Source organism: Vreelandella lionensis, assembly GCF_002087295.1.
GTDB lineage: Bacteria > Pseudomonadota > Gammaproteobacteria > Pseudomonadales > Halomonadaceae > Vreelandella > Vreelandella lionensis.
The window spans coordinates 268,158-290,993 of sequence record NZ_MWVI01000050.1 but is presented as its reverse complement, the minus strand read 5'-3'; the positions used below and the strand labels follow the sequence as shown (position 1 = coordinate 290,993).

Below are 22,836 nucleotides of genomic sequence, written 5' to 3'. Positions count from 1 at the left end.
AACAAAAAAAACGGCACCGAGGTGCCGTTTTTATTCACTACCTGTTAACCAGGGCTGTTTAACGCACTTATTTACCTAAATAGGCGTTAAGCATCCACACGGTTTTTTCCTGCTCGCGGATGTAGTCGCCCGCTTGGGCCGCAGTGCCTTCATCATCGGCGTCAGAAGCCAAAGAGAGCAGCTCGCGCTGTAGCTCAATCAGCGTTTGGTAGCCGGTGAGAACGCCCTTCACGCAGGTTTTACCATCGTGAACGTCTTTGTCTTCCTGAATGCTCGATAGCTTCACGTAATCGCTGTAGGCGTGTACCGGCTTATGCCCCAGGGTAAGAATACGTTCGGCCACTTCATCTACTTTGGTCAGCAGGTCAGTGTAGAACTCCTCAAACTTGGCGTGCAGTTCAAAGAAATCGTTGCCCTTCACGTTCCAGTGGTAGCCACGCACATTCATGTAAAAAATCTGATAGTTGGCCAGCAGGTGATTGAGTTTCTCTGCCAGCTGGCTGGCGCTGCCTTCGTGTAGGCCAATGCTGTTCATATCATCCATTGTGTGCTCCTCCATGGTTGGAGCCGCGCTGAAAAAGTACGGCCATCAAATCGTTTGATCTAGCTTAGGACGCTGTGCTTGCGATGCAAAACAGGTTTTTTGCATCGCAGCTATAGCGCCCTACCATTAGAGCGGTGAGCTGGCGACGGCTGACTCATCGCTGATGAATAAAGAGATGTAGGCGCAGGCGCGTCATTTCAAGGGGCTTATCGTCAAGGCTCGCTTAAAAGCATGCTCAGCGGCTTGACAGCCAAAGGCGTGTGATGCTTTCGCAGCGGTCTGCCAGAAGCTCTGCCGTACGGGGTAGCGCCTGTTCTAATGTCATTAGGCCATCGGCCAGCGCAAAGGCGGCGGTGACGCCCTCTTCCGTGCAGGCTTGCCAGCCGTCGCCCAGGCTACCCGCGAGCACAATTACCGGCTTGCCCTGGCGTTTAGCGGCGCGGGAGACGCCAATCGGCGTTTTGCCCACCAAAGCTCTGGCCATCTAGGCGGCCCTCGCCGGTAATCACTAAATCAGCATCGTTCAGCAATTGGGCAAAATTCGCCTGCTGCATGATCATTTCAATGCCCGGCGTTAGCGCCGCGTTCAAAAAGCAGTGCGCCGCAAACCCCATGCCGCCTGCCGCCCCCGCTCCCGGCAGTGCTCTGTCATCTTTGCCGAGCGCTTTGGCTGTGAGGTCAGCAAAGCGGCCGATCGCGCGGTCTAGCGTTGCCACATCGGCGTCTGTCGCGCCCTTTTGCGGGCCGAAGCCGGCGCTAGCCCCGCGTTCGCCCAGCAGTGGGTTATCCACATCCACGGCGGCCTCTACGCGTAATTCGGCTAAGCGCGGGTCTAACGTCGAAAGATCCAGGGTCGCAAGCTGCTGGAGTGCGCCTCCGCCTGGGGGCAGCGGCTGGCCCTGGGCATCTAGTAGCGTGGCCCCCAATGCTTGCAGCATACCGGCACCGGCGTCGTTGGTGGCGCTACCACCAAGTAGCAGTAAGGCATGGGTGGCGCCTGCTTCTAGGGCAGCGAGAAACAGCTCGCCTACGCCAAAGGTGGTGGTATGCAGGGCGTTGCGCTCTTCGCCGGTCAGGTGCTGCAGGCCGCTGGCTTCTGCCAGCTCGATAAACGCGGTACGCTGCTCGCTTAGCCAGCCCCAGGCGGCTTGACGTGGCCGCCCAAGGGCGTCTTGCACCGTGAGCGTACGGCGCTCGGCATGGGTGGCGGCAATTAAGGCATCAAGGCTGCCTTCGCCGCCATCCGCCAGGGGGCAGAGCTGTGTGATGGCGTTGGGCGCTGCCCGTTGAATACCTTGTGCCATGGCCTTGGCGGCCTCTTCGGCGCCCAAGGCGTCCTTAAAACTGTCAGTGCAAAGCTGTACATTCATCGCACAACCTCCTTAAAACGTTGTCTCAGCGTGTTGTCGTTCTTTTTAATGTCTGTTGGCGAGCTTAGCGCGCTGCTTGGTGACACACCAGCCACGAAGGTAGCGAGAGGATTTATCATGAAGGCCATACCCCTTAGCATTACCTGCCTGTTGGCACTGGCGGGTTGTCAGACGGTTCCTTACCGGCTGCCCCAAGCGGAGGCTGCGCCAGCGGCGGCGTGCTACTTCCCCACCTGGCCAGTCTGCGTTAGATGAAACGCTGAGCGTTTTGACGGATAGCATCGACGTGCTGGAAGCCTGGGGGTTTTCGTTGGAGACCACTGATACTGAACTTGGGCTAGTGAGTGCCTCCCGGGAGCGCGAGCTGATCGGCTACTACGACCGCTATGACTACGACTATGGCTACGGCAGCGGCTTTCGCCTGTTTGGCGGGTTTGGTATTGGTCGCGGCGGAGGGATTGGCGTGGGGGGGTCCTTCGGCCCAGGTTTTTGCCAGCAGCCCGTTGAGGTAGAGCGGGTATCGCTGCTTGCCCGCGATGGCCATCTGCGCATTTCAAGGGACATTCGCCGCTTTGACCATCTTGGCGACCTGCGCGAATCCTACAGCGCCAGTAACGATGATTTCTGTGGCCGTTTCCAGGAAGCTTTCTCGTCATCCGTCACACCGCAGGGGGCATCATGACATCGTTCCGCCGCGCCTTATATCCAGCACTTACGCTATGCGCTGCGTTATGGTTGGCAGGCTGTGCCACCACGCAGCCTCTGGAACCGCGCGAGCTGCGCTATAGCGCGCCAATGGAGCAAACCTTCCGCGAGGCGGTGGCACTGATGATGGAGCAGGGCGATGTGATACGCCACGCTGACTTGACCTTAGGGCGCGCCGAGGCAAGCCTGGCACGCTGGCCGGAGTATCGCATCCAACGACAAGTAAGCGATGCACAAGGAGGCAGCTTAGTGAGCGTGTCGGCGCTGCGCGGTAGACAGCCGATACCGCATTATGTGCTAGATCCCTGGCTCGTGGAGTTACAGCGCAAATTAGGAGAATTACCGTGATAAGAGCATGGCCACGGGTATCGGTTCGGCGCACCTGTCAGGCGTTGGTGGTGGGTAGCCTGTTGGCTAGCCATTTAGCTATGGCGCACCCCCATGGCTGGATCGATATGAGCGTGCGGGTCATCACCGATGATAACGGTGTGGCAACCGGGCTTCACCAAACAGGGCGGATGGACCCTTTTTATAGTTTGGTCGTGTTTGAGGAGTTGCAGCAGGTACCGGGCGGCAGCATGGAAGAGGGGCTTGACCAGCTCGGAGGAGAAATTCGCGATAATCTGGCGGCCCAACACTACTTTACCGAAGTGCGCATCGGCAGCGAAAAACAGTCCTTTGGTGATGTGACCGAGTACACCGCACTGGAGCGGGACGGCCGTTTAACCTTTATGTTTATTTTACCGCTGACCTCACCCCAGCCTTTGAGCGGTCAGGTGCTGGAGTATCAAGTCTTCGACCCCACGTACTACATCGAGATGGTACACGAGGAGGAGGGCGACGAGCCCTCTCCTCAGGCGCTGATTCTCAACGGCGAACCTGAGTGCGCGCTCAGCGTACTGTCCGCCGACCCAGACCCAGAGCTGGTTATGCAGGCGGCCCTGCTGGATGCGGACGAAGCGGGTGAGCCAGGGCTAGGTCGCCGCTTTGCGGAAACGGGGCGGGTCGATTGCCGCTAGCGTCCAGCTAGGGCGTTCATGTATAAAGTGTTACTTTATATCTTTTGTGCGGAGGGGGAATGCTGTTAACGGGACGCAGTTGGCCACCGGTGCCCTGGTGCTATTAGGCGTGGCGCTGCTGGTGTGGGCGGTACAGGCGAACTTACAGGGTGCCAGCCTGCAGCTACTTACGTGGCAGCGCGAGTTACACCGGAGCCTGACCCTGGCGATTACCGAGTTGTCACGCACGCCCTCCACCGGCACGTGGCTAACGCTGCTTGGCGTGAGCTTCTCCTACGGCGTGTTTCATGCCGCTGGGCCGGGGCACGGTAAAGCAGTATTGGCCACCTATTTGGCGTCTCATGGCGGTGCGACTCGCCGGGCGCTGGGGCTCTCGTTTGCCGCATCGCTGCTGCAGGGCGTAACGGCCATTGCGATGGTGGCGGTATTGGTACTCGGGCTAGGCTGGGTGACGCGTCAAGCCATGGGCAGCGTGGTATGGGTGGAGCAGGCCAGCTTTCTGCTGGTAGCGCTATTAGGGGCTTGGCTCTGCTGGCGGGCGGTGAAGCAGCTGCGCCACGCCTACGCGGCTCGCAATAAGCCCGTGGTAGAGCACACGCATGCTCATGACCACAGCCACGACCATACCCACTGCTGTGGCGGTGCCCATCACCTTGAACCCGAGCAGGCGTTGGATTGGCGTACGGCCTTGATGACCGTCGGGGCGATTGGTATGCGCCCCTGCAGCGGAGCGATCTTGATGCTAGGTGCCGCGAGCCTTTTGGGCCAATTTTACGTGGGGGTCGCGTCGGTGGTGGCGATGTCGCTGGGCACGGGCATTACCGTGTCGATACTGGCCCTGGCGAGTATTGTAGCCCGAGGGTGGGCCACCAAGCGGCTTCAGAAGCAGAGCCAGCAGCGGGTCGAGAAAGCCGCGGGCTGGGCGGCGCTCACCGGTGGGGCAGTGATTGTTGCGCTGGGTATTTCCTTGGCGCTGGCCGGTGCGGCACAGCCTGCCAGCGGCCCGTTACTCAACGAGCCGCCCGCGCGTGGTTCGCTGCTGGCGGTTAAGTCTAAAGTGCCAGCCCCTCAATTTGCGCTAGCAGCTGTTCCCGTCGCTCCCCCTGCTGGGCGAGCTCATAAGGCTTGGGAGTGCCGTTGCCCCACACCGGCGCGGGCCAGCTAGCGTCATCGGTATAGCGCACCACTAAATGGATATGTAGCTGGCTGACCACGTTGCCCAGCGTGGCGATATTGAGCTTGTCGCCCTGGAAGGCCTCTTTCATGGCAGCGCCCAGTTGAGTGGCCTCCTGCCAGAGCTGCGCTTGCTCCTCTTGACTGAGTTCAAACACTTCGCTGACCGATGCCACCTTGGGCACGAGCACGACCCAGGGATAACGGGCGTCATTCATCAACAGCGCTCGGCAGAGCGGAAGATCCGCTAAGGGTAGGGTATCTGCTTCTAAGCGTGGGTCGAGTTCAAAGGTTGCCAAGCGGAGTGCTCCTAAGCCAAACGGTTTGGCAAGCATCATAGCAGGCAGCGGATAACTCAGGGAAAACAGGCGAAATTATTAAAATCTGTTACGCTGAAAACACTCCCAGGCGGTAAGGCTGCCGCCGGAGCTTCCCGATGTTGAATGACTTGTTAAGGAGAACACGATGAAAAAACTACTGGCGACTAGCTTTATTCTGCTCATCACTGCGGGTGCTCTAGCGGGCTGCAACACCATTGCAGGGGCAGGACAAGACGTTGAAGAGGGCGGCCAAGCAGTACAGGACGCCGCGAGTTAAGGTTCGGTCTAACGGCTTGTTGTGCAATGTGCGGGCTAGGCAGCAATGCCTGGCCCGCACTGCTATCGAGACAGGGATTTGTGGAGGGAGGTAAACAATGACGCCAGGAAAGCTTTGGATGACCATCACTCAGCGCCATATAAAAGGTCTGGGCAGTGCGCTGGCCGTGATGCTGCTAGCCGGGTGTAGCAGCGCGCCCAATGAGCCTGCCGCGCCTAACCCGCCGACGGTTGATCAAACCGCGCCAACTAGCCAAGCATGCGATGCCAGCGCCGTGCAGTATGCCATTGGTGCGCCCTTTGATGAGGCCAACATGGCGACGCTCGAAGAGCAGAGCGGCGCCCGTCAGGTGCGTGTGCTGCGCCCCGGCAGCGCCGCGACCATGGACTACCGCGATGATCGGCTTAATATTCACTTGGAAAGCAACGACATGATCGAGGCGCTGCGCTGCGGCTAACGCAAAATCAGCCACACGCAGGCGGCGGTGAGTACGCCCATGGTGATGTTAAACCCGCGCCATGCTCGATCGCTTTTGATCCACTGCCCGATGGCGCTGCCAAACGCTGCCCACAGCGCAATGCAGGGCAGCGCCACTAGCTCCGCAAACCCGGCCAGTACTAAGGCATTGATGACCGGCTGGCCGGTTTCCGGTAGAAAACCCGCCATCAGCGCCAGCCCCATCACCCACGCTTTGGGGTTAGCGAACTGGAACATGGCCGCCTGCCAAAAGGTCAGCGGCACCCCGTGCTGGCTACCGTGTAAGTTGGGCGGCGGTGCGGTGGCGATTTTCCAGGCGAGGTAGAGCAAATAAGCACTCCCTACCCAGCGCAGCGTGGTTTGCACCACCGGGAAGCGTTCAAACAGTACGCCTAACCCCAGCGCAATGCCGGCAAACAGTAAAAAGCAGCCTCCTAAAATCCCCCACATATGTGGCATCGTACGTCGAAAGCCAAAGTTAGCCCCCGAGGCGGTAAGCATGATGTTATTGGGCCCAGGGGTGAGCGTCATCGACATCATATAGAGCGCGGCAGGGCCAAGGATTAGCCATTCACTATTCATTTTTGTACCCATACAATTGTGATGATTGAGTTGTTGGTGGGCGTTTTTGTTAGCATAATGTGGCTAATTTTCACGTCAAAGGTTTTATTGTCACCATGACAATTTGGGTGCCTACGCTTGAACACATAACCGGACCGCGCTATCGGGCGATTGCCCAGGCGATTGGTGATGCCATTACCAGCGGTGAATTAGCGCCAGATGACAAGCTGCCGCCTCAGCGACGATTGGCGGATGCGTTAGGCGTCACCGTGGGCACGGTCACCCGTGGCTATGCCGAAGCAGAGCATCGCGGCTGGGTGAGTGCCCGGGTAGGCAGCGGCACCTACGTGAAACAGCGCGGGCCAGCCCGTGTATTTGGCGGTCAGCCTGCCACGCAAGCCGGTGACGACACGATTGATTTAAGCCTCAGTCTACCGCCGCCCCACCCCCTGCGAGAGCAGGCGATGAGCACGGCACTGAGTGCGTTAAGCACCTCGGCGGATGCGCTCAGGCGCAGCGTGGCTTACTCAAGCTCCCAGGGCAGCGACTACCACCGCGCTTATCTCTCCCAGTGGCTCACGCAGTTAGGCATGACCCTGAGTGCTGACGAACTGCTGATTACTCAAGGCGGGCAGCACGGCATTAGCCTGGCGCTCGGCACACTTTTGCGCCCGGGGGAGCTGATCGCCGCGGATGCGCTGACGTACCCAGGGGCGATTAGCGCAGCCCAGCAGGCGCATCTCAAGGTGGTCGGCATTCCCTTTGATCAAGATGGGATGTGTATGGAGGCGTTGGAAGCACAGTGCGCTCGCCAGCCGCCCCGCTTGATTTACCTCACCCCCGATCAAAACAACCCCACCGGCCTCTGCCTGAGCGAAGCGCGCCGGGAGCAGCTCGTGGCGTTAGCAAGGCGCTACGATATATGGCTGCTGGAGGATGGCGTGCAGTACCTACCCGTTGAACAGCGCGGCACGCCGCTGTATCAGCTCGCGCCAGAGCGCACGCTGTTTGTGTTTAGCACGGCGAAAGTACTGGCAGGCGGGCTGCGTATGGGCGTGCTGCGCGCGCCGCCTGCGTTGTTGGAGCGGCTGGCGGCGGCATTGAGGGCTCAAAGTTGGATGGTGCCACCGCTCATGGTGGATTTGGTCTGCCACTGGGTGAGCCAGCCCACCGCACACGAGCTGCTGGCGTGGCAAACCCAGGAGCTGGCAGCGCGCCAGCAGATCGTGACGGACTATCTGGCGGGCTATTCGCTGAGCCGCCAGCCAAACGGCAGCAATGTATGGCTAACGCTACCCGATGGCGTGCGGGCGCTAGAGCTGTGCGAACGGCTCAGTCAGCAGGGCGTCAAAGTGACCAACGCGGAACCCTTCTGCGTGGGCAGCGCCCCCGCACCCCAGGCGGTGCGGATTTGCATCGGGGCCGCCGCCGACCAAACGGCGCTCAAGCGTGCGCTGGTGATCCTTCGAGCGAGCCTTGAGCAGCCGCCCCTGGCAACCGCAACGGTCTAGTTAGTCGTAGCGGTCTTTCCAGCCTTGGTGGCGTACCTGCTCTTTAAGCATTTCGAGTACGTCGTAAAGCACTTGCTCGGTCACTTTTGCGCTGGTGTCGTCGACGGTTAGCCAGCTGTCAAAGCCATTTTCAGCCGTGCGCTCCACGAGCTGGCGGAAGGCGGGGGAGTGCATGCCCTGGGCCATTTCATCTACCAACCGCTGGGCGACGCTGCTGATCGAGGCTTGCATCGCACTGGACGCGGTCTGCCCCATGGGTAAGCGGTGCAGCCGTCGAATTTCCGGGCTCTCCCGCAGCGTGCGGCTCACCAGATCATCGATGGCCGCCATAATGGCGGGGCGATTTTGCTGATAGGCTCGGCCTGCCGTGGCTTCCAAGCGCTCGGCAATTTCATGGATCAGCTGGGTTTTACGCGGCATGATCACCCGCTCAATGACGCGCTCGGTGAGCGAGTCGCTGGCCACGATCTGCTCCTGAACATTGCCCAGCAGGCGTAGCGCAATACGGTCAGAGAGTTCTTCCAGCAGAATATCGTAGTACTTAGCGAAGAACTGATAGATCGTCCAGTGGGTGACGTTAATCAAGCGCAGCCGATGCAAACGGTGCAGGAGCGCTATAACGCGAAACACGCGCAGCCAACGGAACCCGCTGAGCGGAATGCAGCCTAGTACGTCGTACCAGTGCACAAAGGGGTAAAAGAACCAGCGGTGATAGCGCCGCTCGGCAATTGCCACGGCCCAGCCCAGCAGCACATCGGCAATAAAGAAACTGACAAAGACCAAATCAATGGCAATAAATCGGCTGTGAATCGCCGTATCGTAAAAACGGTGAAAACCGGGCGCGATAGCGGCAATCGCTTGGTTGATCGGGCCAATCAGAAACAGCGAGTCAAACAGCAGCAGGCTAAGGTTAATAATAACGGCGGCGAGGATCAGCAGATCCCAGCCGATGTGCGCATACTCAACGGCCTTGGGCAGGTGGGGATAGCGCTGCCTGATGGGCATGATGACTCCTTGTCGTTGAAAGTAGAGCAGCGCTTAGCGCTGCTGGTGATGCTGCTGGGTCAGCTCCTCTTCACGCTCTGCCTGTTTGCGTAGCTTCTTGCGCAGCGCGGCTTTTTCGAAGCGCAGCTTCTGCAGCGGGGTCTCCAGCGCCAGGGGCGGCACCCGGGCAGGTTTGCCGTCGGCGTCCACGGCCACCATGGTGAGGTAACAGCTATTGGTATGGCGAATCAGCTTCTGGCGAATATCCTCGGCCACTACCTTAATGCCAATTTCCATGGAGGAGCGCCCCACGTGATTCACGCTGGCGAGAAACGTCACCAGCTCGCCTACATGGATCGGCTGTTTGAACAGTACCTGATCCACCGAGAGCGTTACCACGTAGTGGCCGGAGTAGCGGCTGGCGCAGGCGTAGGCGACTTCATCGAGCTTTTTAAGAATAGCACCGCCGTGCACTTTACCGCTGAAGTTCGCCATGTCCGGCGTCATCAAGACCGTCATGGAGAGCTCGTGCTGGCCCGGTAAGGCGCTGTGTTCAAGGCCCTGGTCTGGGGCATTGGGTACAGCAGAGGCGTCGGACATAAAGGTCACCTTACGATTAAAAATGCCCGCCCCCAGGCGATACCACAGGGACGGGCGTTGACGTCGTGCTTAGCTGCTTAGAACCACACTAAGCCCACGGAAATGATAATACCGGTAATGAACAGCTGGATCAGGCAGAAGCCCATGATGTCCTTAGCTTTCAAGCCGGCAATCGCCAGCACTGGCAGTGCCCAGAACGGCTGCAGCAGGTTAGTCCAGGCATCGCCCCAAGCCACCGCCATCGCCACGCGGGCAATATCGGCACCCAGCGCTTCTGCGGCAGGCAGCATGACCGGCGCCTGTACCGCCCACTGGCCACCACCGGAAGGCACAAACAGGTTCACGATACCGGCACTAATAAACGACCAGAACGGCAGCGAGTTAGCGGTTGCAAACGAGACCAGCCACTCCGACATGCTCTGGGCCAGGCCCGACTGCACCATGATCGCCATAATGCCCGCATAAAAGGGGAACTGAATCACGATACCCGCGCCGCCTTTAATGGCCTCGTTCAGGCTGATGAGCAGGTTACGGGGCGTGCGGTGCAACACAATGGCCAGGAACAGGAACATGAAGTTCACCACGTTCAAGTTCAAACCACCGTCGCGCAGCAGGAAGTGATCCAGCAGGAACAGTAGGCCCGGCACGCCCACCAGCAGCGCCAGCGGCATGCTGTTTTCAAGCTTTTCAGCAGGGCGAGTAATACGGCCCACGGGTTCTGGCTCGTCGTCGAGCAGTTTGGGATCGACGTACACGCTGTCTTTTTCATCGGGCAGCATCATACGGTTGACCAGCGGCACGGCGATAAAGAGACACACCACAAGGGCCAGGTTGAAGAAGGCGAAAATAGTCGAGCCAGTGCCAATCACGCCGATCTGGTCCGCAGAGAAGTGGCCTTCGGTGGCAATCGTCAGCGGCACCGAGCCTGCCAAGCCTCCGTGCCACACCACGAAGCCCGAGTAGGCACTGGCCACCAGCAGGCGGTAATCAACCTTAATCACACGCGCCAGCTCTTTGGCGAACAGGGCACCGACCACCAAGCCAAAGCCCCAGTTGATCCAGCTAGCGGCTAAAGAGACCAGCGTGACGAGAATAATTGCGCCGCCGGGTGACTTCGCCGTACCGGCAATTTTTTGCAGAATGCGTTTTACCGGTGGTGAGCTTGCCAGCATAAAACCGGTGACCAGCACGAGCAGCATCTGCATCGAGAAGGTGAGTAGCCCCCAGAAACCGTCGCCCCACATACGCAGCACGGCCAAGGGCGTTTGACGCTCCACTGCAATGGCGGCCACAGCGGCAATCAGGGTCAACAATAGAACGAAGATATACGGGTCTGGTAAATAACGCTCGACCAGCTTAACTGCTGGTTTTGATATGAGTTTTAGCATGGAGTGCTCACTTTATTCGTTATTAGGAAGTGCGCGGCTAATATACGGCGGTGCGGCACAATTTTCACCCCTCAACGGCCAATGCGCAGAGTGCTTAGCTTCTACACATAACGTTACGTTAGCGCAGTTTGCTAGCCCTGCCCGTTGTGGCGTTCAACGCTGCTGATCAAAGGTGAGAAACGCTGGAAGACGCACGCCAGCGGGTAAGCCGGTAGCGGCGGTAGTAGCCAATCAGCACGGCCGAGCGGGTAAGGGTGAAGAGCGTAAACGCCAGCCAGAGGCCGTGATTGCCCAGCCCCTGGCAGAAACACCAAGTAGGCAGGTAGACCGCGAGGCCCGCAAAAATGCTGTTGCGCATCTCGCGTACCGCCGTGGTGCCGATAAACACGCCGTCAAGCAGGTAGCTCCAGACGGCAATCAGCGGCATGACCACCATCCACGGCAAATAGCTGGCGGCGGTGGCGCGCACGTCGCTCAATCCGGTCAGCATTGCGATCAGTTGATTACCACCCAGGGCAAAAAGCAGCGCCGCCGCAGCGGATGTCCAGAAAGAAAACTGTGCCGTGGCCCGCACCGTGGCGGCAAACTCTCGCCAATCGCGACGCCCGTAAGCGCGCCCTACTAGCGACTCAGCCGCGTGGGCAAAGCCATCCAGCGCGTAGCTGGTCAGCATAATAAATTGCAGCAGCACGGCATTGGCGGCGAGCACGGTATCGCCCTGACGGGCGCCTTGCGCTGTAAAAAACGCCATGGCAAACAGTAGTCCAAGCGTTCGCACAAACAGGTTCGCATTAACACTAAATAGCGCCGAATAGGCCTGCAGTGCCAATAGGCGCTGGCGTTGAAAGTGGCCTTCAAGATGCCCCAGCTGGCGCAGCACCAAGTAGCCACCGAACAGCAGCGCGCTGTAGTCAGCGAGCACGCTAGCCAGCGCTACGCCGTTACTGGTCATCCCCAGGCCCACCACAAACCATAGGTCAAGCACGATATTGACGCTGTTGGTCAGTACTAGAATCATCAGCGTGACGCGGGAGTTCTGCTGCCCTAAAATCCACCCCAAAATGGCGTAGTTGGCCAGTACGGCAGGGGCAGACCAGAGGCGAATCTCGGCATACTCGCGGGCCAGCGGCGTGGCCTGTACGCTGCCATCTAGTAGCCACAGGCCAAGCGAGATGAGCGGTGTGCCAAACACGATTAATAGTGTGCCGATGACACCTGCCATGATCAGCGACTGGCCTAGCAAGTTGCGCACGTCACTAGGCGACTCGCGCCCTATCGCCTGGGCCACCAGCCCTGTGGTGCCCATGCGCAAAAAGCCAAAGCCCCAATAAAGGAAGCTAAATAGGGTGGCACCGAGGGTAACGCCGGCTAAATAGCGGGAGTCGGGTAGATGCCCGACCACAGCGGTATCTACCAGGCCCAGCAAGGGCACGGTGATATTTGACAAAATGATGGGCCAAGCGAGGGTCCAAATACGCATTCAGAGTGACCTTCGCTCGCAGACGTTCAGGCACATCTTAAGTGGGAAAGTTAAGCGGCAGTAATGATGCGGTACTTCTCCATCAACTGCTCTTGGGTCTCGGGGCGCTCTGGGTCGAGGGGAATACAGTCCACCGGGCACACCTGCTGGCACTGAGGTTCGTCGAAGTGGCCGACGCACTCGGTGCACAGGTTGGGGTTGATCACGTAAATCTCCTCACCGGGAGAGATCGCGTCGTTGGGGCATTCCGGTTCGCAGACGTCGCAGTTAATGCATTCGTCGGTGATCATCAGGGCCATGGGTATACCTCACGAATGGCGTGTCACTCGGGTTTTAGATACCCGAGTGTTTTACTCAACAATATCGATAGCTAGGTAGTGTAGTGCTTACGCAGCGCCTCTGCGACCTGCGGGTGCACCAGCGGGGAAATATCGCCACCCAGCTTGGCAATTTCCCGCACGATGGTCGAGGAGATATAAGAGTTTTCCACTGCCGGGGTAAGAAACACGCTTTCAAGCTCAGGATTTTGAGCGCGGTTCATATTGGCCAGCTGCAGCTCGTACTCAAAATCTGAGACCGCGCGCAGGCCGCGCAGAATAATCGTCGCGCCCTGTTCGTGCATCATGGTAGTGAGCAGCGTCGAGAAGCCAATCACGCTGACATTCGGCAGCGATGCGCACACCGATTGGGCCAGCGCAATTCGAGTATCCAAATCCAGGCTCGGGTGTTTGCCGGGGCTGGCCGCCACGGCAATCACCACTTTGTCGAACATCCGCGCGCCGCGCTCAATCAGGTCGAAGTGGCCGTTGGTGATCGGGTCGAACGTGCCAGGATAGACAGCGATATTCTCGCGATGCGCGCTCATGACGGCGTCTCCTCATCCAGTGAACCAAACGGATTATCGGCGACCAGCGAAACCGCGTGGTCATAGCCGGGAATGTGGATACGGTCTGCGTGAACCTCAAGCTCCGGGCCTTCCAGCACCGCTTCGCCAAACTGGTACCGGGGGGCGTAGCGCCCGCGATCGGCCTCGGCGAGATAGGCAGCGGCGTTAACGCGTACCGCTTCGCGGCGACCTTTCCACGCTTCTATCGCGGCGCTGCCGTGGCGCTTGGTGAGTAGACGCTCGGTCACCTCTGGCGAGAGCACCACGCCGGTGGCGTTATTACCGCCAAAGCCTTTGGCGTTGATAAAGGCAGCATCGGCGGTAAATGCTTGAGGCGTCGTGAAAAAGCGCAGCCGCTCGGCGTAGACGTCATCGGCCACCGCATCCAGCGTGGGGATACCCGGCAGCAAACCATGGGCGAAGCTGCCCAGGGCGCTGGCCAGCTGATCACCTGCCGCTGACCCTTGGGAGTGGCCGATGAACGCTTTAATAGCCACCACCGGCCACTGCTTGATGCCGTTAGCGCGGGCGATTTCATCGAATACGTGGGATTCGGTGGTGCGGTTTTTCGGCGTGCTGGTGCCGTGGGCATGAAGGAAGGTGCGCTCTTTCAGCGCGGTCTCTCCCAGCATGTCTTTGACCAGCGCGGCGGCTTTACCCAGGGTGATGTAGTTGCCGATGCCCGGCGCGGAGATAGAGCGCTTGTAGCCATCGGCGTTAACGAACACCTCTGGCACCGACCCTAAGATGTCAGCTCCTAGCTCCAGCGCCAAGCTGTCATCCATCAACAGCACAAATTGACTGGCTTCAGCCATGGTAAAGCCGCAGTTGCGAGCGAAGGGGCGGCAGGCGCGTTGGTAGTCAGCGTCGGTGAGCAGCTCCAGCGCATCAAGGGTTTTCAGGCTGGCATCGTCTGCCAGCGCGCCCATGGCGCGAAAGCCTTCAATAATCTCTGGCGTGATCGGCGCATCGGCGGTGCCCACCATCACCACCCGGCGACGGCCAGCGCGGATATCGTCAATGCCCAGGCGCAGGTTGTAGAGGAAGCTGGCGCAGGCGCCTAGCGCTGCGCCGGTGCCGCCTACGCTGCCGAGTACGTAGGCATTGAGGAAGTCAGCGGGCATCTGTCCATAGCCCAGCGGCATCTGCTTGGAGGTGGCGCGCTGGCCGGTCACCAAGCTTTTCAATAAGCCACCCCAGCCCTGGTCATCGAGCTGGCCAATCGAGTTGCCCGCGTACACAGCGATATGGTCGGGGTTGAGCTGCTGGCGCAGGGTTTCCCAAGAGAGGCCGCTGGCGCCCAAGCAGTCGCTGGCGCCAAACACCGCCATGGAGAGCCCGCGAGGATGGTGCACGCTGCGGTAAAGGCTGGCTGGGTCAAAGCCGCTCGGCAGTTGCGCGGCAGCCCGCACTTTAGGCTCTTGGGCGTCCGGTAGCAGCACGTCGAAGATGCCCGCAGGAATAGTCACCTCGACTTCACGGGCATCGATTTCGCGCACCTGCCACCCATCGGGCAACTGGTCGGGTAGCTGGCGGCGGCGCAGTGTCACGCGCAGCGGCTCTGCCAGGCCAGATCGGCTCGTCGGTTTGCCGGCAGGCCAGGGGCGAGAAAGCGCGGGTCTTCATTGCGGCGAATCAGCGTGTGGTTAAGCACCTGATCGCGCAGCATTTGGGCAGGGGCGTCAATGGGCTGCCCTGCGCTGTCGTGCCATCCGTTGTCGGAGTGCTCGGCAAGGCGCATAAGCGCTGCCAAGCTTTCCACGGTTTGGCGCTGCTGGTCAGCAGGAAGAGCATCAAGCACGGTGCGGCGGAAGGCCTGATGGCCCGAGGTTCTGCCGGCGGGATTGATGCCGCCATGCCGACAATCACCGGTAAGTGTGACAAGCCGGGTTCCTCGTGGTGCGGTGGTTTTTAATAACGGTTATTGTCAGACCGTGTCGAAAACCTTAACCGATCTGAGCTTAATAGTGAGCTTACAAAAAGGCTCGGGCGTGATCATAGCACCGGGCGTGCAACGGCGTCATGCCGAGTGCGCGGGAGACTGATAGAATCACGCTTTTTTTAACCCAGGGGATGGCATGCAGCACACCTCACGGCCAGTGATTTCCAATCAGCCAGGTCCGCATCACGATGTGGCGCGCCGAGTAGCGCGCGCGTTAGCGCATCCGCTGCGCAAACCCATTGCTGACCACACGCGCCGAGCGTTTGAGCAGGCCGATGCGTGGCGCCAGCAGCACTCTGCACCGTTGATTCTCGACGCAGGTTGCGGGGTAGGGCTATCGACCCGGCGGATAGCCATACAGTTCCCCCACCACAGCGTGATTGGCGTTGACCGAAGTGAGGATCGTCTGGGCCGGGAGCACGGTGAGCTGCCGGAAAACGCCCTGCTGGTGCGTGCCGATCTGGTCGATTTCTGGCGACTGGCCCTGGAAGCAGGCTGGAAGCCCGAGCGCCACTACCTGCTGTATCCCAACCCTTATCCTAAATCAGCACACTTGAAAATGCGCTGGCATGGCCATCCGGTTTTCCCCACACTGTTAGCCCTGGGCGGACAGCTGGAGCTGCGTTCGAACTGGCAGCTCTATGTGGAAGAGTTTGCCCAGGCCGTGGCGGTCGTCACCGGCCAAGTGGCAAGCGTTGCCCCGCTGCACCCTAACGGTGACTATCTCACCCCGTTTGAAGCCAAATATGACCAAAGTGGCCAAACACTTTGGCGTTTGTGCATCGACCTGGAGCGCCCATGACGTTTGTTTATTTGATTCTCGCGATTGTGGCAGAGGTGATTGCCACCAGTGCGTTAAAAGCCTCTGTGGGTTTTACTCGGCCACTGCCGAGCCTGCTGGTCGTTGGAGGCTACGGGGTGGCGTTCTATTTATTGAGCCTGGTACTACGTACGCTGCCGGTAGGGATTACCTACGCCATTTGGGCGGGCTTAGGTATTGTCTTGGTCACCCTGGTCGGGATTGTCGTCTTTGGTGAAAAGCCCGACCTGCCTGCGGTGTTTGGCATCAGCCTGATTGTGGCCGGGGTGGTCACTCTGCAGGTCTTCTCTAAAATGAATGTGCATTGAGGTAGTGGCACGTGACGTGTTTTCTTAACTTACCTGGGCGATGGCTGCGCGGCAGCGTGGTAGCGGGCGTGGCGACCGCTGCGCTATGTGTCAGTTCAATGCTCTGGGCAGATTTTACCCGGTTGAGCCAGCTAGAGGCCAAAGGGTTTTCGGTGAGCGCCGAGGCGCGCTTGCTGGATGCGGATAGCGGCAGCAACCCGCTGCTGGGCAGACTTAATCCAGAGCGTCAGCTCTCACCCGCCTCGGTGACAAAAGCCTATATGTCGGCCGCGCTGCTTAATCGTTTCGGCCCCCAGCATCGCTTCACTAGCCAGTTAGTGAGTACCGGCCAAGTGGATAACGGCGTGCTACGCGGTGATTTGGTCTTTGAAGGTGGTGGTGACCCTGGCCTGACGACGGAAGATCTTTGGCGGCTCGTCCAGCGGCTGCAGCTCGCTGGGGTCAAGCGGGTAGAGGGAGCGCTGGTGGTCAGCCAGTGGCGCTTTGGCCCGGTGGAGTGCATTACCACTGACCGCTGCAATGCACGTACGCGCGTTGCCAATGCCTATAGTGCGCCGTTAACCTCCGCTGGGGTTAACTTCGGCACTTGGTGTGTCAACGTCGCACCTGCGGCAACCCCCGGCGAGCCTGCGCGGGTAGGGCTATGTGATAGCCAGGCGCCGCTGGTGACTATTGATAATCAGGTGGTCACACGCCCGGCGAATAGCGGTACGGAAATCAGTGCCGAGCGAATTACTGACGAGCGGGGCGATGTCATACGCCTGACGGGGCAAATTTCCACCAACGCTATCGCTCGGGATGTTTACCGTGGCGCAGGTGACGCCGCTGAAAAAACCGCTCAGGTAATGCTCAGCATGCTCAATCAGGCGGGCGTTAGCGTGCGTGACCCGTGGCGGGTAAGCTCAACCCAGCCGCCAAGCAGCGCCCAGCGCCTTGCCGCAGTGGATAGCCAGCCGCTCCAGGAGCTGATACTGCGCACCATGAACTACTCCAATAACTATATGGCCGACGTGCTGGCGCTGAACTTGGTGGAAACACCCCAAGCGCAGCTGCGTCAGGCAGGGCAGGCCATTGAAACCTATGTGCAGAGCTTGCCTGGGCACGGCCCGGTCACACTGCACAGCGGCAGCGGTTTAACCACCGATAACCGCACCTCGGCGCACGGTGTCAACGTAATGCTGGAGGACATGTTCCGCCAAAGCGCGCTGTTCCCAAGCTTCGTGGCCTCTTTCCAGTCGCCCGCCAACGGCGTGATGCGCTTTATCCGTCGTGGCTCACCTACCTTTCAAAATAACGTCATGCTGAAAACCGGCACGCTCAACCAGCCGTTTGCCGTACGTGCCGCGGCGGGCTATTTCCGCACGGCCCAAGGGCGCTGGGGGGTGTTTAGCGTGTTAGTGAACGGTAGCGGCAGTACGCCCTATCTCAGCTGGCCCGAGGTGCTTGACCCACTGTCGTTAGATCTAGATGCAATGATTTTAGCTAATTAATTAAACGCTTAGGTGAGGCAACGGGCATGAAGCCACGTCACACGGGGTTAACCCATTTACTGCACTCCACGCGCTACTCTTGGAAAGGCCTGAAGGCGGCGTTTCGTAATGAGTCTGCCTTTCGTCAGGAGTTGGCGATTACCGCCGTGCTGCTGCCGTTTGCCTGGTGGATCGGCGAAGGCCCATTAAGGCTGGCTGCTGCTGGTCGGCAGCTTGTTTTTAGTGTTGATCGTCGAGCTATTGAACAGCGCGATTGAGCACGTGGTCGACCGTATTGGCACCGAACACCACGAGCTATCTGGGCGTGCAAAGGACATTGGCTCAGCGGCAGTGATGCTGTCGCTGATGATGGCGGGCCTGACCTGGGGGCTGTTAGGCTGGGAAAAATGGATGGGCTAGTTCGCCCGCTGCTCCTTCAATAACCATAACAGGCGCTTGGCAGAGAGGTGTTTATGCAGACCAATGATGCGTTATTCCCCACGACAACGCTTCCCAAAGCGCTTGCACCTGCTGCCGAACAGGCACAGCAGCGCCTCAGCGAGGCCCTAAGCCAGGCGGATAATATCGCCTCAATGACCAAGCAGCCGCGGCCCTCCAGCAGTTGGGAGGCGCTCGCTCCTGCCCGCCGGGAAGCGCTGGCTCGAGTGGTCACTATCTCCACCTTCGCCCTTGATACGCTGGCGCGCTTTCCCCACTGGCTGGCCGAGCTGGATGCGGCAGGGGAGTTGGATAGCGCGCCCAGCAGAGAAGCGCTGACTCAGTGGTTGGATGATGCCCTGGAGAGCGCCGAGGACGAAGATGCCCTGCACCGGGCGCTGCGCCGTTTTCGTCGAGCGCGCATGCTGGGCATTGTTTGGCGCGATCTAAATCGCCTCGACGGTGCCACCATGTGGGATACCGCCCGATCGGTCTCTTGGCTGGCGGAAGTGTGCACCGAAGCGGCGCTTGGCTGGCTGGAGCGTTTTTATGCATCCCGCTGGGGGCCGCCTGCCGCTCGCAGTGATGGTGAGCCTCAGCGGCTGGTGGTACTGGGTATGGGTAAGTTGGGCGCGGGTGAACTCAACCTCTCGTCGGATATCGATCTGATTTTTGCCTTCCCTGAAAAGGGCGAGACTGAAGGCGGTCGCAAACCGCTAGAGCATCAAGAGTACTTCACCAAGCTTGGCCAGTGCCTGATCGCCGCCCTGGATGCCATGACGGCGGATGGTTTTGTGTTCCGCGTAGATATGCGCTTGCGCCCGCTGGGCGATGGCGGCCCGCTGGTAGGCAGCTTTTCGATGCTCTCCAGCTACTATCAAGACCAAGGCCGTGAGTGGGAGCGCTACGCTATGCTGAAGGCGCGCCCGATAGCAGGGGATATCGACGCGGGCCAAGAGCTGCTGGCTAGCCTGCGGCCGTTTGTGTATCGCCGCTATCTGGATTTTGGGGCCATTGAGTCGCTGCGCGAGCTGAAGGCGATGATCAATCGCGAAGTGAAACGCAAAGGCATGCAGAGCAACATCAAGCTGGGGCCGGGGGGCATTCGCGAGGTGGAGTTCGTGGTGCAGGCGTTTCAGCTGATTCGCGGCGGGCGTGATACTGAGCTGCAGGTCACCTCGCTGCAAACAGCGCTCAAGCGCTTGCCCGAGCTTGGGCTGCTGCCTCAAACCGTGGTGGACGAGCTACTGCCGGATTACGCCTTCCTGCGCGATGTGGAGCACGCCATTCAAGCGCTGGAAGATCGCCAAACCCAAATGCTGCCCACCGATGATGAGGACCGCGAGCGCGTCGCTTTCGCCATGGGGCACGAGGATTGGCCCGGGCTTATTGCACAGCTAGATGAGGTCCGCGAACGGGTGCGCCAGCACTTTGATGCAGTGATCGCCGACCCTGAAGAAGAGGCCGATGAAGAGCAAAGCGACGCCAGCCTCTCCCAGTGGCGGCTCTTGTGGCGCGGTGAGCTTGAAGAGGATGAGGCTCAGGCCCTTCTCAGCGAAGCGGGCTTTAACGAATCGGAAAAAGCACTCAAACGATTAAAAAGCCTTTATCACTCGCGCGCCGTGCAGAGCATGCAGCGTATTGGTTTTGAGCGCTTGGATGCACTGATGCCGCTGCTACTGGCTGCCGTGGCGCAGAGCGATACGCCGGACACGGCCCTGGCTCGGGTGCAGCCGTTGATCGAGGCAGTGCTACGACGCACGGCCTATCTGGCGCTGCTGCGCGAAAATCCGCATCCCCTTAAGCATTTGATGCGGCTATGTTCGGCGAGCCCTTGGATTGCTGAACAGCTGGCACGCTCCCCCATCCTGCTGGATGATTTGTTAACCCCTGATACGCTCTACACGCCCGCCGATAAATCGCGGCTTGCCGACGAATTGCGTCAAACGCTCAACCGTTTACCCGAGGACGATGAAGAAGCGCAGCTAGAAGCACTGCGGGTGTTCAAGCATGCGCAGATGCTGCACGTGGCCGCCTCGGATGTGGCCGGTACGCGTCATCTTATGAAAGTAAGCGATTACTTAACCTATATCGCGGAAGTTATTTTAGACGCGGTGCTGGCGATGGCATGGAAGCATGTCACTCGCAAGCACGGTGCGCCTGCGGGGTGTAACAACCGCGAACCTGCTTTTTTGATTATTGGTTACGGCAAGCTGGGCGGCATTGAGCTGGGCTACGGCTCTGACCTGGATCTGGTGTTCCTGCACGATAACGACGGTAAAGGCAGTACCGACGGCCCTCGGCCTTTGGATACGCCGGTGTTTTTCACTCGCCTGAGCCAGCGCATCATTCATCTGCTGACTGCGGTAACCCCGGCGGGCAGTCTTTATGAAGTGGACATGCGCCTTCGTCCATCAGGGAATGCGGGGCTGCTCGTCACGTCGCTGGACGCGTTGGCCGAGTATCAGCATCAAAATGCCTGGACCTGGGAGCATCAGGCGCTGGTGCGGGCCAGAGTGGTGGCGGGCAGTGAGGCGCTGGCCGACAAGTTTGACGAGCTGCGTGGCTCGATTTTACGCCGCGAGCGCGACCCGCAGGCGCTGCGTGATGATGTGGTGAGCATGCGCCATAAAATGCGTGATCACTTGGGCACGAAAGGCGAGGGCGCCAAATCTGAGCGGGGCGATGGCGAAAATGCCAGCACAGACGCCACGTTTAGCTTGAAGCACGATGCAGGCGGCATGGTGGATATCGAGTTTCTCTGCCAGTACGCCGTGCTCGCGCTCTCCCATCAAACGCCCGCGCAGATCGCCTATAGCGATAATATTCGCATTTTGGAAACCCTGGCCGAGAGCGGGCACATCACCCACGTGGAGGCTGAGCAGCTACGCGAGGCTTACCTGGCCTACCGCAGTCGTACTCACCGCGTGGCGTTGACCGGTGAAAAGGCGTTAGGGCAGGTTAAAGAGTTTGCGGAGCACCGTCAGATAGTGACCGCACTGTGGCAGCGTTTTCTGGAACCTTGATTGGCGGGCAGGGCGTTTTTCAGTAGCATCAGTAAAAAGCTAGCCTGATAACGACTGGCCTAAAACGGCTGCTCCCATATCAATCGTTTTAATAACAGCAGTTCCCATAACAGCAGTTCCAATAAAAACAAGGACGACACAATGCGCACTCCTTTTCCTGTGCGGCCTCGCAGCGAGGTGGCTGGTCAATGATCGGTCAAATTTTAGCCACGCTGCTGCCGGTGTTTTTGATTGCCGGTAGCGGTGCCGCCTACGGACGATTCCGCACTCCCGATATTCGCAGTTTAAACACCCTAAATATGGAGCTGTTTGTTCCACTGCTGGTGTTTGCCGTGCTAGCCGACCGCCAAGCGCCCCTGGCGGAGTACGCCTGGCTCGCCAGCGCTGCTGCGCTGGTGGTGTTGGGGTCAGGGTTAGTGCTGTGGCCGGTGGTGAAGTGGCTTGGGTTGGACAGTAAGGTCTTCCTGCCGCCAATGATGTTCAATAATTCCGGCAATATGGGGGTGCCGCTGCTGGTGCTGGCTTTTGGGCCGGAAGCGCTGCCAGCGGCGGTGGTGGGGGTTATCTTTGGGATGCTGCTGCACTTTTTGGTGGGGCTTTTCATTCTAGACCCGCGTACTTCGCTGTGGCGGATGCTGCGTATGCCGATTGTGGCTGCAAGCGTTGCGGGGCTATTGGTTAATGTTGGGGGCCGTAGCGTTACCCGGCTGGCTGCTGGAAGCCATGCATATGCTGGGTGGTGTGTGCATTCCGCTAATGCTATTTGCGCTGGGCGTGCGCCTGCTGGAAATCGACTTTAGCGACTGGCGAACAGGGCTGCTGGGGGCGGTGCTTTGCCCGCTCTCTGGGCTGGTGATTGCGCTGCCGCTCATGTGGCTGCTGCCGCTGAATCCGTTGCAAACAGCCACCTTGTTAGTATTTGCCGCGTTGCCGCCAGCCGTATTGAATTACTTGGTCGCAGAGCAGTACAAGCTCGCCCCTCATAAGGTGGCGTCGTTGGTGTTGATCGGTAACTTGGGAAGTTTGATCGTCATGCCGCTAACGCTGGCGGCGGCCTTCGCCTGGATCCAGCCGCCGCCCTAACGGCGTGTCTCGTCTTTTACTTCGTAGCTACCTTCCAGAGCATCGTGCTGCCTAGATGGCTGATCGCCAGCGTAGCCGCCGCCAATGTCTTGAGCGTGATCGGCACGCATCTGCTCCATACGCTTTTTCATCTTATGGCGCACAAACGGCATCATCGCCCAGCCAATCAGCAGGAAAAATAGCCCCAGCACAACGCCAACAATCATCAGTGCGCCAAACGCTAGCCACGTCAACAACAGTTTCAAGCTGCCCATTAGCCCATTTGGCTGCGTTTGTGCAGCACGGGCGCGCCACTGGTTAGCAGCTTGCCAAGCGGCATTGCGTTGGTCGCGATTCATCTGTGGCATGAAAGCCTCCATCGTTCGTTTGCCACCATTGGAACATAGCAGAGCGAGCAAGTTCACTGCTTCTTTTCGAGAGTTGAAGCTAATATATCAGTTGGTGCTAATTTTGCT

21 protein-coding genes and 4 pseudogenes are annotated in these 22,836 nt (G+C 59.3%); 13 read left to right on the top strand and 12 right to left on the bottom strand.

Annotated elements, in window-relative coordinates; all coding sequences use genetic code 11:
- Positions 1–67: 67 nt before the first annotated feature.
- Both B4967_RS07035 and B4967_RS07030 read right to left on the bottom strand, forming a co-directional pair.
- A complete protein-coding gene (locus B4967_RS07035; protein ID WP_083024364.1) occupies positions 68–544 on the bottom strand; it encodes a Dps family protein in 477 nt (158 codons plus the stop codon).
- Positions 545–779: 235 nt separating this feature from the next.
- A pseudogene (locus B4967_RS07030) lies at positions 780–1,914 on the bottom strand (glycerate kinase).
- Between the two features lie 268 nt (positions 1,915–2,182).
- Here B4967_RS07030 and B4967_RS07025 point away from each other — a divergent pair.
- The 4 genes from B4967_RS07025 (at position 2,183) to B4967_RS07010 (ending at position 4,803) form a co-directional block, all read left to right on the top strand.
- Entirely contained in the window at positions 2,183–2,596 is a 414-nt protein-coding gene (locus B4967_RS07025; RefSeq protein ID WP_243470374.1) for a hypothetical protein, read from the top strand.
- Positions 2,593–2,967 (top strand): hypothetical protein, encoded by a 375-nt coding sequence (locus B4967_RS07020; protein WP_083024362.1) that lies wholly within the window; start codon positions 2,593–2,595, stop codon positions 2,965–2,967. The genes B4967_RS07025 and B4967_RS07020 overlap by 4 nt, the downstream gene beginning before the upstream one ends.
- 44 nt (positions 2,968–3,011) lie before the next feature.
- The gene (locus tag B4967_RS07015; protein WP_279384669.1) at positions 3,012–3,638 is read left to right on the top strand and encodes a DUF1007 family protein; all 627 of its coding nucleotides are present in this window, start codon (positions 3,012–3,014) and stop codon (positions 3,636–3,638) included.
- A gap of 79 nt (positions 3,639–3,717) precedes the next feature.
- Positions 3,718–4,803: a nickel/cobalt transporter gene (locus B4967_RS07010; protein WP_139794426.1), complete on the top strand. Its 1,086-nt coding sequence runs from the start codon at positions 3,718–3,720 to the stop codon at positions 4,801–4,803.
- On the opposite strand, the gene B4967_RS07005 is transcribed toward B4967_RS07010, so the two are convergent.
- On the bottom strand, positions 4,691–5,110 hold the full coding sequence (locus tag B4967_RS07005; RefSeq protein WP_083024357.1) for an HIT domain-containing protein: 420 nt from the start codon (positions 5,108–5,110) through the stop codon (positions 4,691–4,693). The genes B4967_RS07010 and B4967_RS07005 overlap by 113 nt on opposite strands.
- A gap of 166 nt (positions 5,111–5,276) precedes the next feature.
- Between B4967_RS07005 and B4967_RS07000 the strand changes: the two genes are divergently transcribed.
- Together B4967_RS07000 and B4967_RS06995 are read left to right on the top strand one after the other, a co-directional pair.
- The gene (locus B4967_RS07000; RefSeq protein WP_044630151.1) at positions 5,277–5,408 is read left to right on the top strand and encodes an entericidin A/B family lipoprotein; all 132 of its coding nucleotides are present in this window, start codon (positions 5,277–5,279) and stop codon (positions 5,406–5,408) included.
- 118 nt (positions 5,409–5,526) lie between these two features.
- Positions 5,527–5,865, top strand: coding sequence for an I78 family peptidase inhibitor (locus B4967_RS06995; protein WP_139794425.1), 339 nt, complete (start codon positions 5,527–5,529; stop codon positions 5,863–5,865).
- Here the strand turns inward: B4967_RS06995 and B4967_RS06990 are convergent.
- Positions 5,862–6,467 carry a LysE family translocator gene (locus tag B4967_RS06990; RefSeq protein WP_083024355.1) on the bottom strand — a complete coding sequence of 202 codons (606 nt, stop codon included), beginning with the start codon at positions 6,465–6,467 and terminating at the stop codon, positions 5,862–5,864. The two genes, B4967_RS06995 and B4967_RS06990, sit on opposite strands and share 4 nt — an antisense overlap.
- 95 nt (positions 6,468–6,562) lie before the next feature.
- On the opposite strand from B4967_RS06990, the gene B4967_RS06985 reads away from it, so the two are divergent.
- Positions 6,563–7,957 (top strand): aminotransferase-like domain-containing protein, encoded by a 1,395-nt coding sequence (locus tag B4967_RS06985; protein WP_083024393.1) that lies wholly within the window; start codon positions 6,563–6,565, stop codon positions 7,955–7,957.
- Here the strand turns inward: B4967_RS06985 and B4967_RS06980 are convergent, their stop codons facing one another.
- The 7 genes and pseudogenes from B4967_RS06980 to B4967_RS06950 all read right to left on the bottom strand — a co-directional run bounded on the left by B4967_RS06980 (position 7,958) and on the right by B4967_RS06950 (position 15,179).
- A complete protein-coding gene (locus B4967_RS06980; protein WP_083024354.1) occupies positions 7,958–8,962 on the bottom strand; it encodes a hypothetical protein in 1,005 nt (334 codons plus the stop codon).
- Between the two features lie 33 nt (positions 8,963–8,995).
- Entirely contained in the window at positions 8,996–9,541 is a 546-nt protein-coding gene (locus tag B4967_RS06975; RefSeq protein WP_083024352.1) for an acyl-CoA thioesterase, read from the bottom strand.
- A 77-nt stretch (positions 9,542–9,618) separates the two neighbouring features.
- Positions 9,619–10,929 carry a short-chain fatty acid transporter gene (locus B4967_RS06970; protein ID WP_083024351.1) on the bottom strand — a complete coding sequence of 437 codons (1,311 nt, stop codon included), beginning with the start codon at positions 10,927–10,929 and terminating at the stop codon, positions 9,619–9,621.
- Between the two features lie 166 nt (positions 10,930–11,095).
- Complete coding sequence (locus tag B4967_RS06965; RefSeq protein WP_083024349.1) at positions 11,096–12,409, bottom strand: MATE family efflux transporter; 1,314 nt, start codon at positions 12,407–12,409, stop codon at positions 11,096–11,098.
- 50 nt (positions 12,410–12,459) lie between these two features.
- Positions 12,460–12,708, bottom strand: coding sequence for a YfhL family 4Fe-4S dicluster ferredoxin (locus tag B4967_RS06960; protein WP_039182874.1), 249 nt, complete (start codon positions 12,706–12,708; stop codon positions 12,460–12,462).
- A 71-nt stretch (positions 12,709–12,779) separates the two neighbouring features.
- The gene (gene coaD / locus B4967_RS06955; RefSeq protein WP_083024348.1) at positions 12,780–13,274 is read right to left on the bottom strand and encodes a pantetheine-phosphate adenylyltransferase; all 495 of its coding nucleotides are present in this window, start codon (positions 13,272–13,274) and stop codon (positions 12,780–12,782) included.
- A pseudogene (locus B4967_RS06950) lies at positions 13,271–15,179 on the bottom strand (beta-ketoacyl synthase). Before B4967_RS06950 ends, coaD begins: the two are co-directional and overlap by 4 nt.
- Positions 15,180–15,373: 194 nt before the next feature.
- Here B4967_RS06950 and trmB point away from each other — a divergent pair.
- From trmB to B4967_RS06920, 6 genes and pseudogenes are all read left to right on the top strand, one after another.
- Positions 15,374–16,039, top strand: a complete 666-nt coding sequence (gene trmB / locus B4967_RS06945; protein WP_083024346.1) for a tRNA (guanine(46)-N(7))-methyltransferase TrmB — start codon at positions 15,374–15,376, stop codon at positions 16,037–16,039.
- Complete coding sequence (locus tag B4967_RS06940) at positions 16,036–16,365, top strand: DMT family transporter (protein ID WP_062375183.1); 330 nt, start codon at positions 16,036–16,038, stop codon at positions 16,363–16,365. The genes trmB and B4967_RS06940 overlap by 4 nt, the downstream gene beginning before the upstream one ends.
- A gap of 98 nt (positions 16,366–16,463) precedes the next feature.
- Entirely contained in the window at positions 16,464–17,855 is a 1,392-nt protein-coding gene (dacB, locus tag B4967_RS06935; RefSeq protein WP_243470381.1) for a D-alanyl-D-alanine carboxypeptidase/D-alanyl-D-alanine endopeptidase, read from the top strand.
- A 26-nt stretch (positions 17,856–17,881) separates the two neighbouring features.
- A pseudogene (locus tag B4967_RS06930) lies at positions 17,882–18,254 on the top strand (diacylglycerol kinase).
- A 53-nt stretch (positions 18,255–18,307) separates the two neighbouring features.
- Entirely contained in the window at positions 18,308–21,298 is a 2,991-nt protein-coding gene (gene glnE / locus B4967_RS06925) for a bifunctional [glutamate--ammonia ligase]-adenylyl-L-tyrosine phosphorylase/[glutamate--ammonia-ligase] adenylyltransferase (RefSeq protein WP_083024343.1), read from the top strand.
- A 188-nt stretch (positions 21,299–21,486) separates the two neighbouring features.
- Positions 21,487–22,381: pseudogene (locus B4967_RS06920) on the top strand (AEC family transporter).
- Here B4967_RS06920 and B4967_RS06915 read toward each other — a convergent pair.
- Positions 22,378–22,728 carry a hypothetical protein gene (locus B4967_RS06915; protein WP_083024341.1) on the bottom strand — a complete coding sequence of 117 codons (351 nt, stop codon included), beginning with the start codon at positions 22,726–22,728 and terminating at the stop codon, positions 22,378–22,380. The pseudogene B4967_RS06920 and the gene B4967_RS06915 overlap by 4 nt on opposite strands.
- Positions 22,729–22,836: the final 108 nt, after the last annotated feature.

Bases quoted from the DNA above. Each gene is read 5' to 3' on its own strand.
- B4967_RS07035 (WP_083024364.1), bottom strand. From the start codon at position 544: ATGGATGATATGAACAGCATTGGCCTACACGAAGGCAGCGCCAGCCAG.
- B4967_RS06975 (WP_083024352.1), bottom strand. From the start codon at position 9,541: ATGTCCGACGCCTCTGCTGTACCCAATGCCCCAGACCAGGGCCTTGAA.
- B4967_RS06970 (WP_083024351.1), bottom strand. From the start codon at position 10,929: ATGCTAAAACTCATATCAAAACCAGCAGTTAAGCTGGTCGAGCGTTAT.
- trmB (WP_083024346.1), top strand. From the start codon at position 15,374: ATGCAGCACACCTCACGGCCAGTGATTTCCAATCAGCCAGGTCCGCAT.
- B4967_RS06985 (WP_083024393.1), top strand. From the start codon at position 6,563: ATGACAATTTGGGTGCCTACGCTTGAACACATAACCGGACCGCGCTAT.
- B4967_RS06980 (WP_083024354.1), bottom strand. From the start codon at position 8,962: ATGCCCATCAGGCAGCGCTATCCCCACCTGCCCAAGGCCGTTGAGTAT.
- dacB (WP_243470381.1), top strand. From the start codon at position 16,464: ATGCTCTGGGCAGATTTTACCCGGTTGAGCCAGCTAGAGGCCAAAGGG.
- B4967_RS06990 (WP_083024355.1), bottom strand. From the start codon at position 6,467: ATGAATAGTGAATGGCTAATCCTTGGCCCTGCCGCGCTCTATATGATG.
- glnE (WP_083024343.1), top strand. From the start codon at position 18,308: ATGCAGACCAATGATGCGTTATTCCCCACGACAACGCTTCCCAAAGCG.
- B4967_RS07020 (WP_083024362.1), top strand. From the start codon at position 2,593: ATGACATCGTTCCGCCGCGCCTTATATCCAGCACTTACGCTATGCGCT.
- B4967_RS06995 (WP_139794425.1), top strand. From the start codon at position 5,527: ATGACCATCACTCAGCGCCATATAAAAGGTCTGGGCAGTGCGCTGGCC.
- B4967_RS06915 (WP_083024341.1), bottom strand. From the start codon at position 22,728: ATGCCACAGATGAATCGCGACCAACGCAATGCCGCTTGGCAAGCTGCT.
- B4967_RS07000 (WP_044630151.1), top strand. From the start codon at position 5,277: ATGAAAAAACTACTGGCGACTAGCTTTATTCTGCTCATCACTGCGGGT.
- B4967_RS06940 (WP_062375183.1), top strand. From the start codon at position 16,036: ATGACGTTTGTTTATTTGATTCTCGCGATTGTGGCAGAGGTGATTGCC.
- B4967_RS06960 (WP_039182874.1), bottom strand. From the start codon at position 12,708: ATGGCCCTGATGATCACCGACGAATGCATTAACTGCGACGTCTGCGAA.
- B4967_RS06965 (WP_083024349.1), bottom strand. From the start codon at position 12,409: ATGCGTATTTGGACCCTCGCTTGGCCCATCATTTTGTCAAATATCACC.
- coaD (WP_083024348.1), bottom strand. From the start codon at position 13,274: ATGAGCGCGCATCGCGAGAATATCGCTGTCTATCCTGGCACGTTCGAC.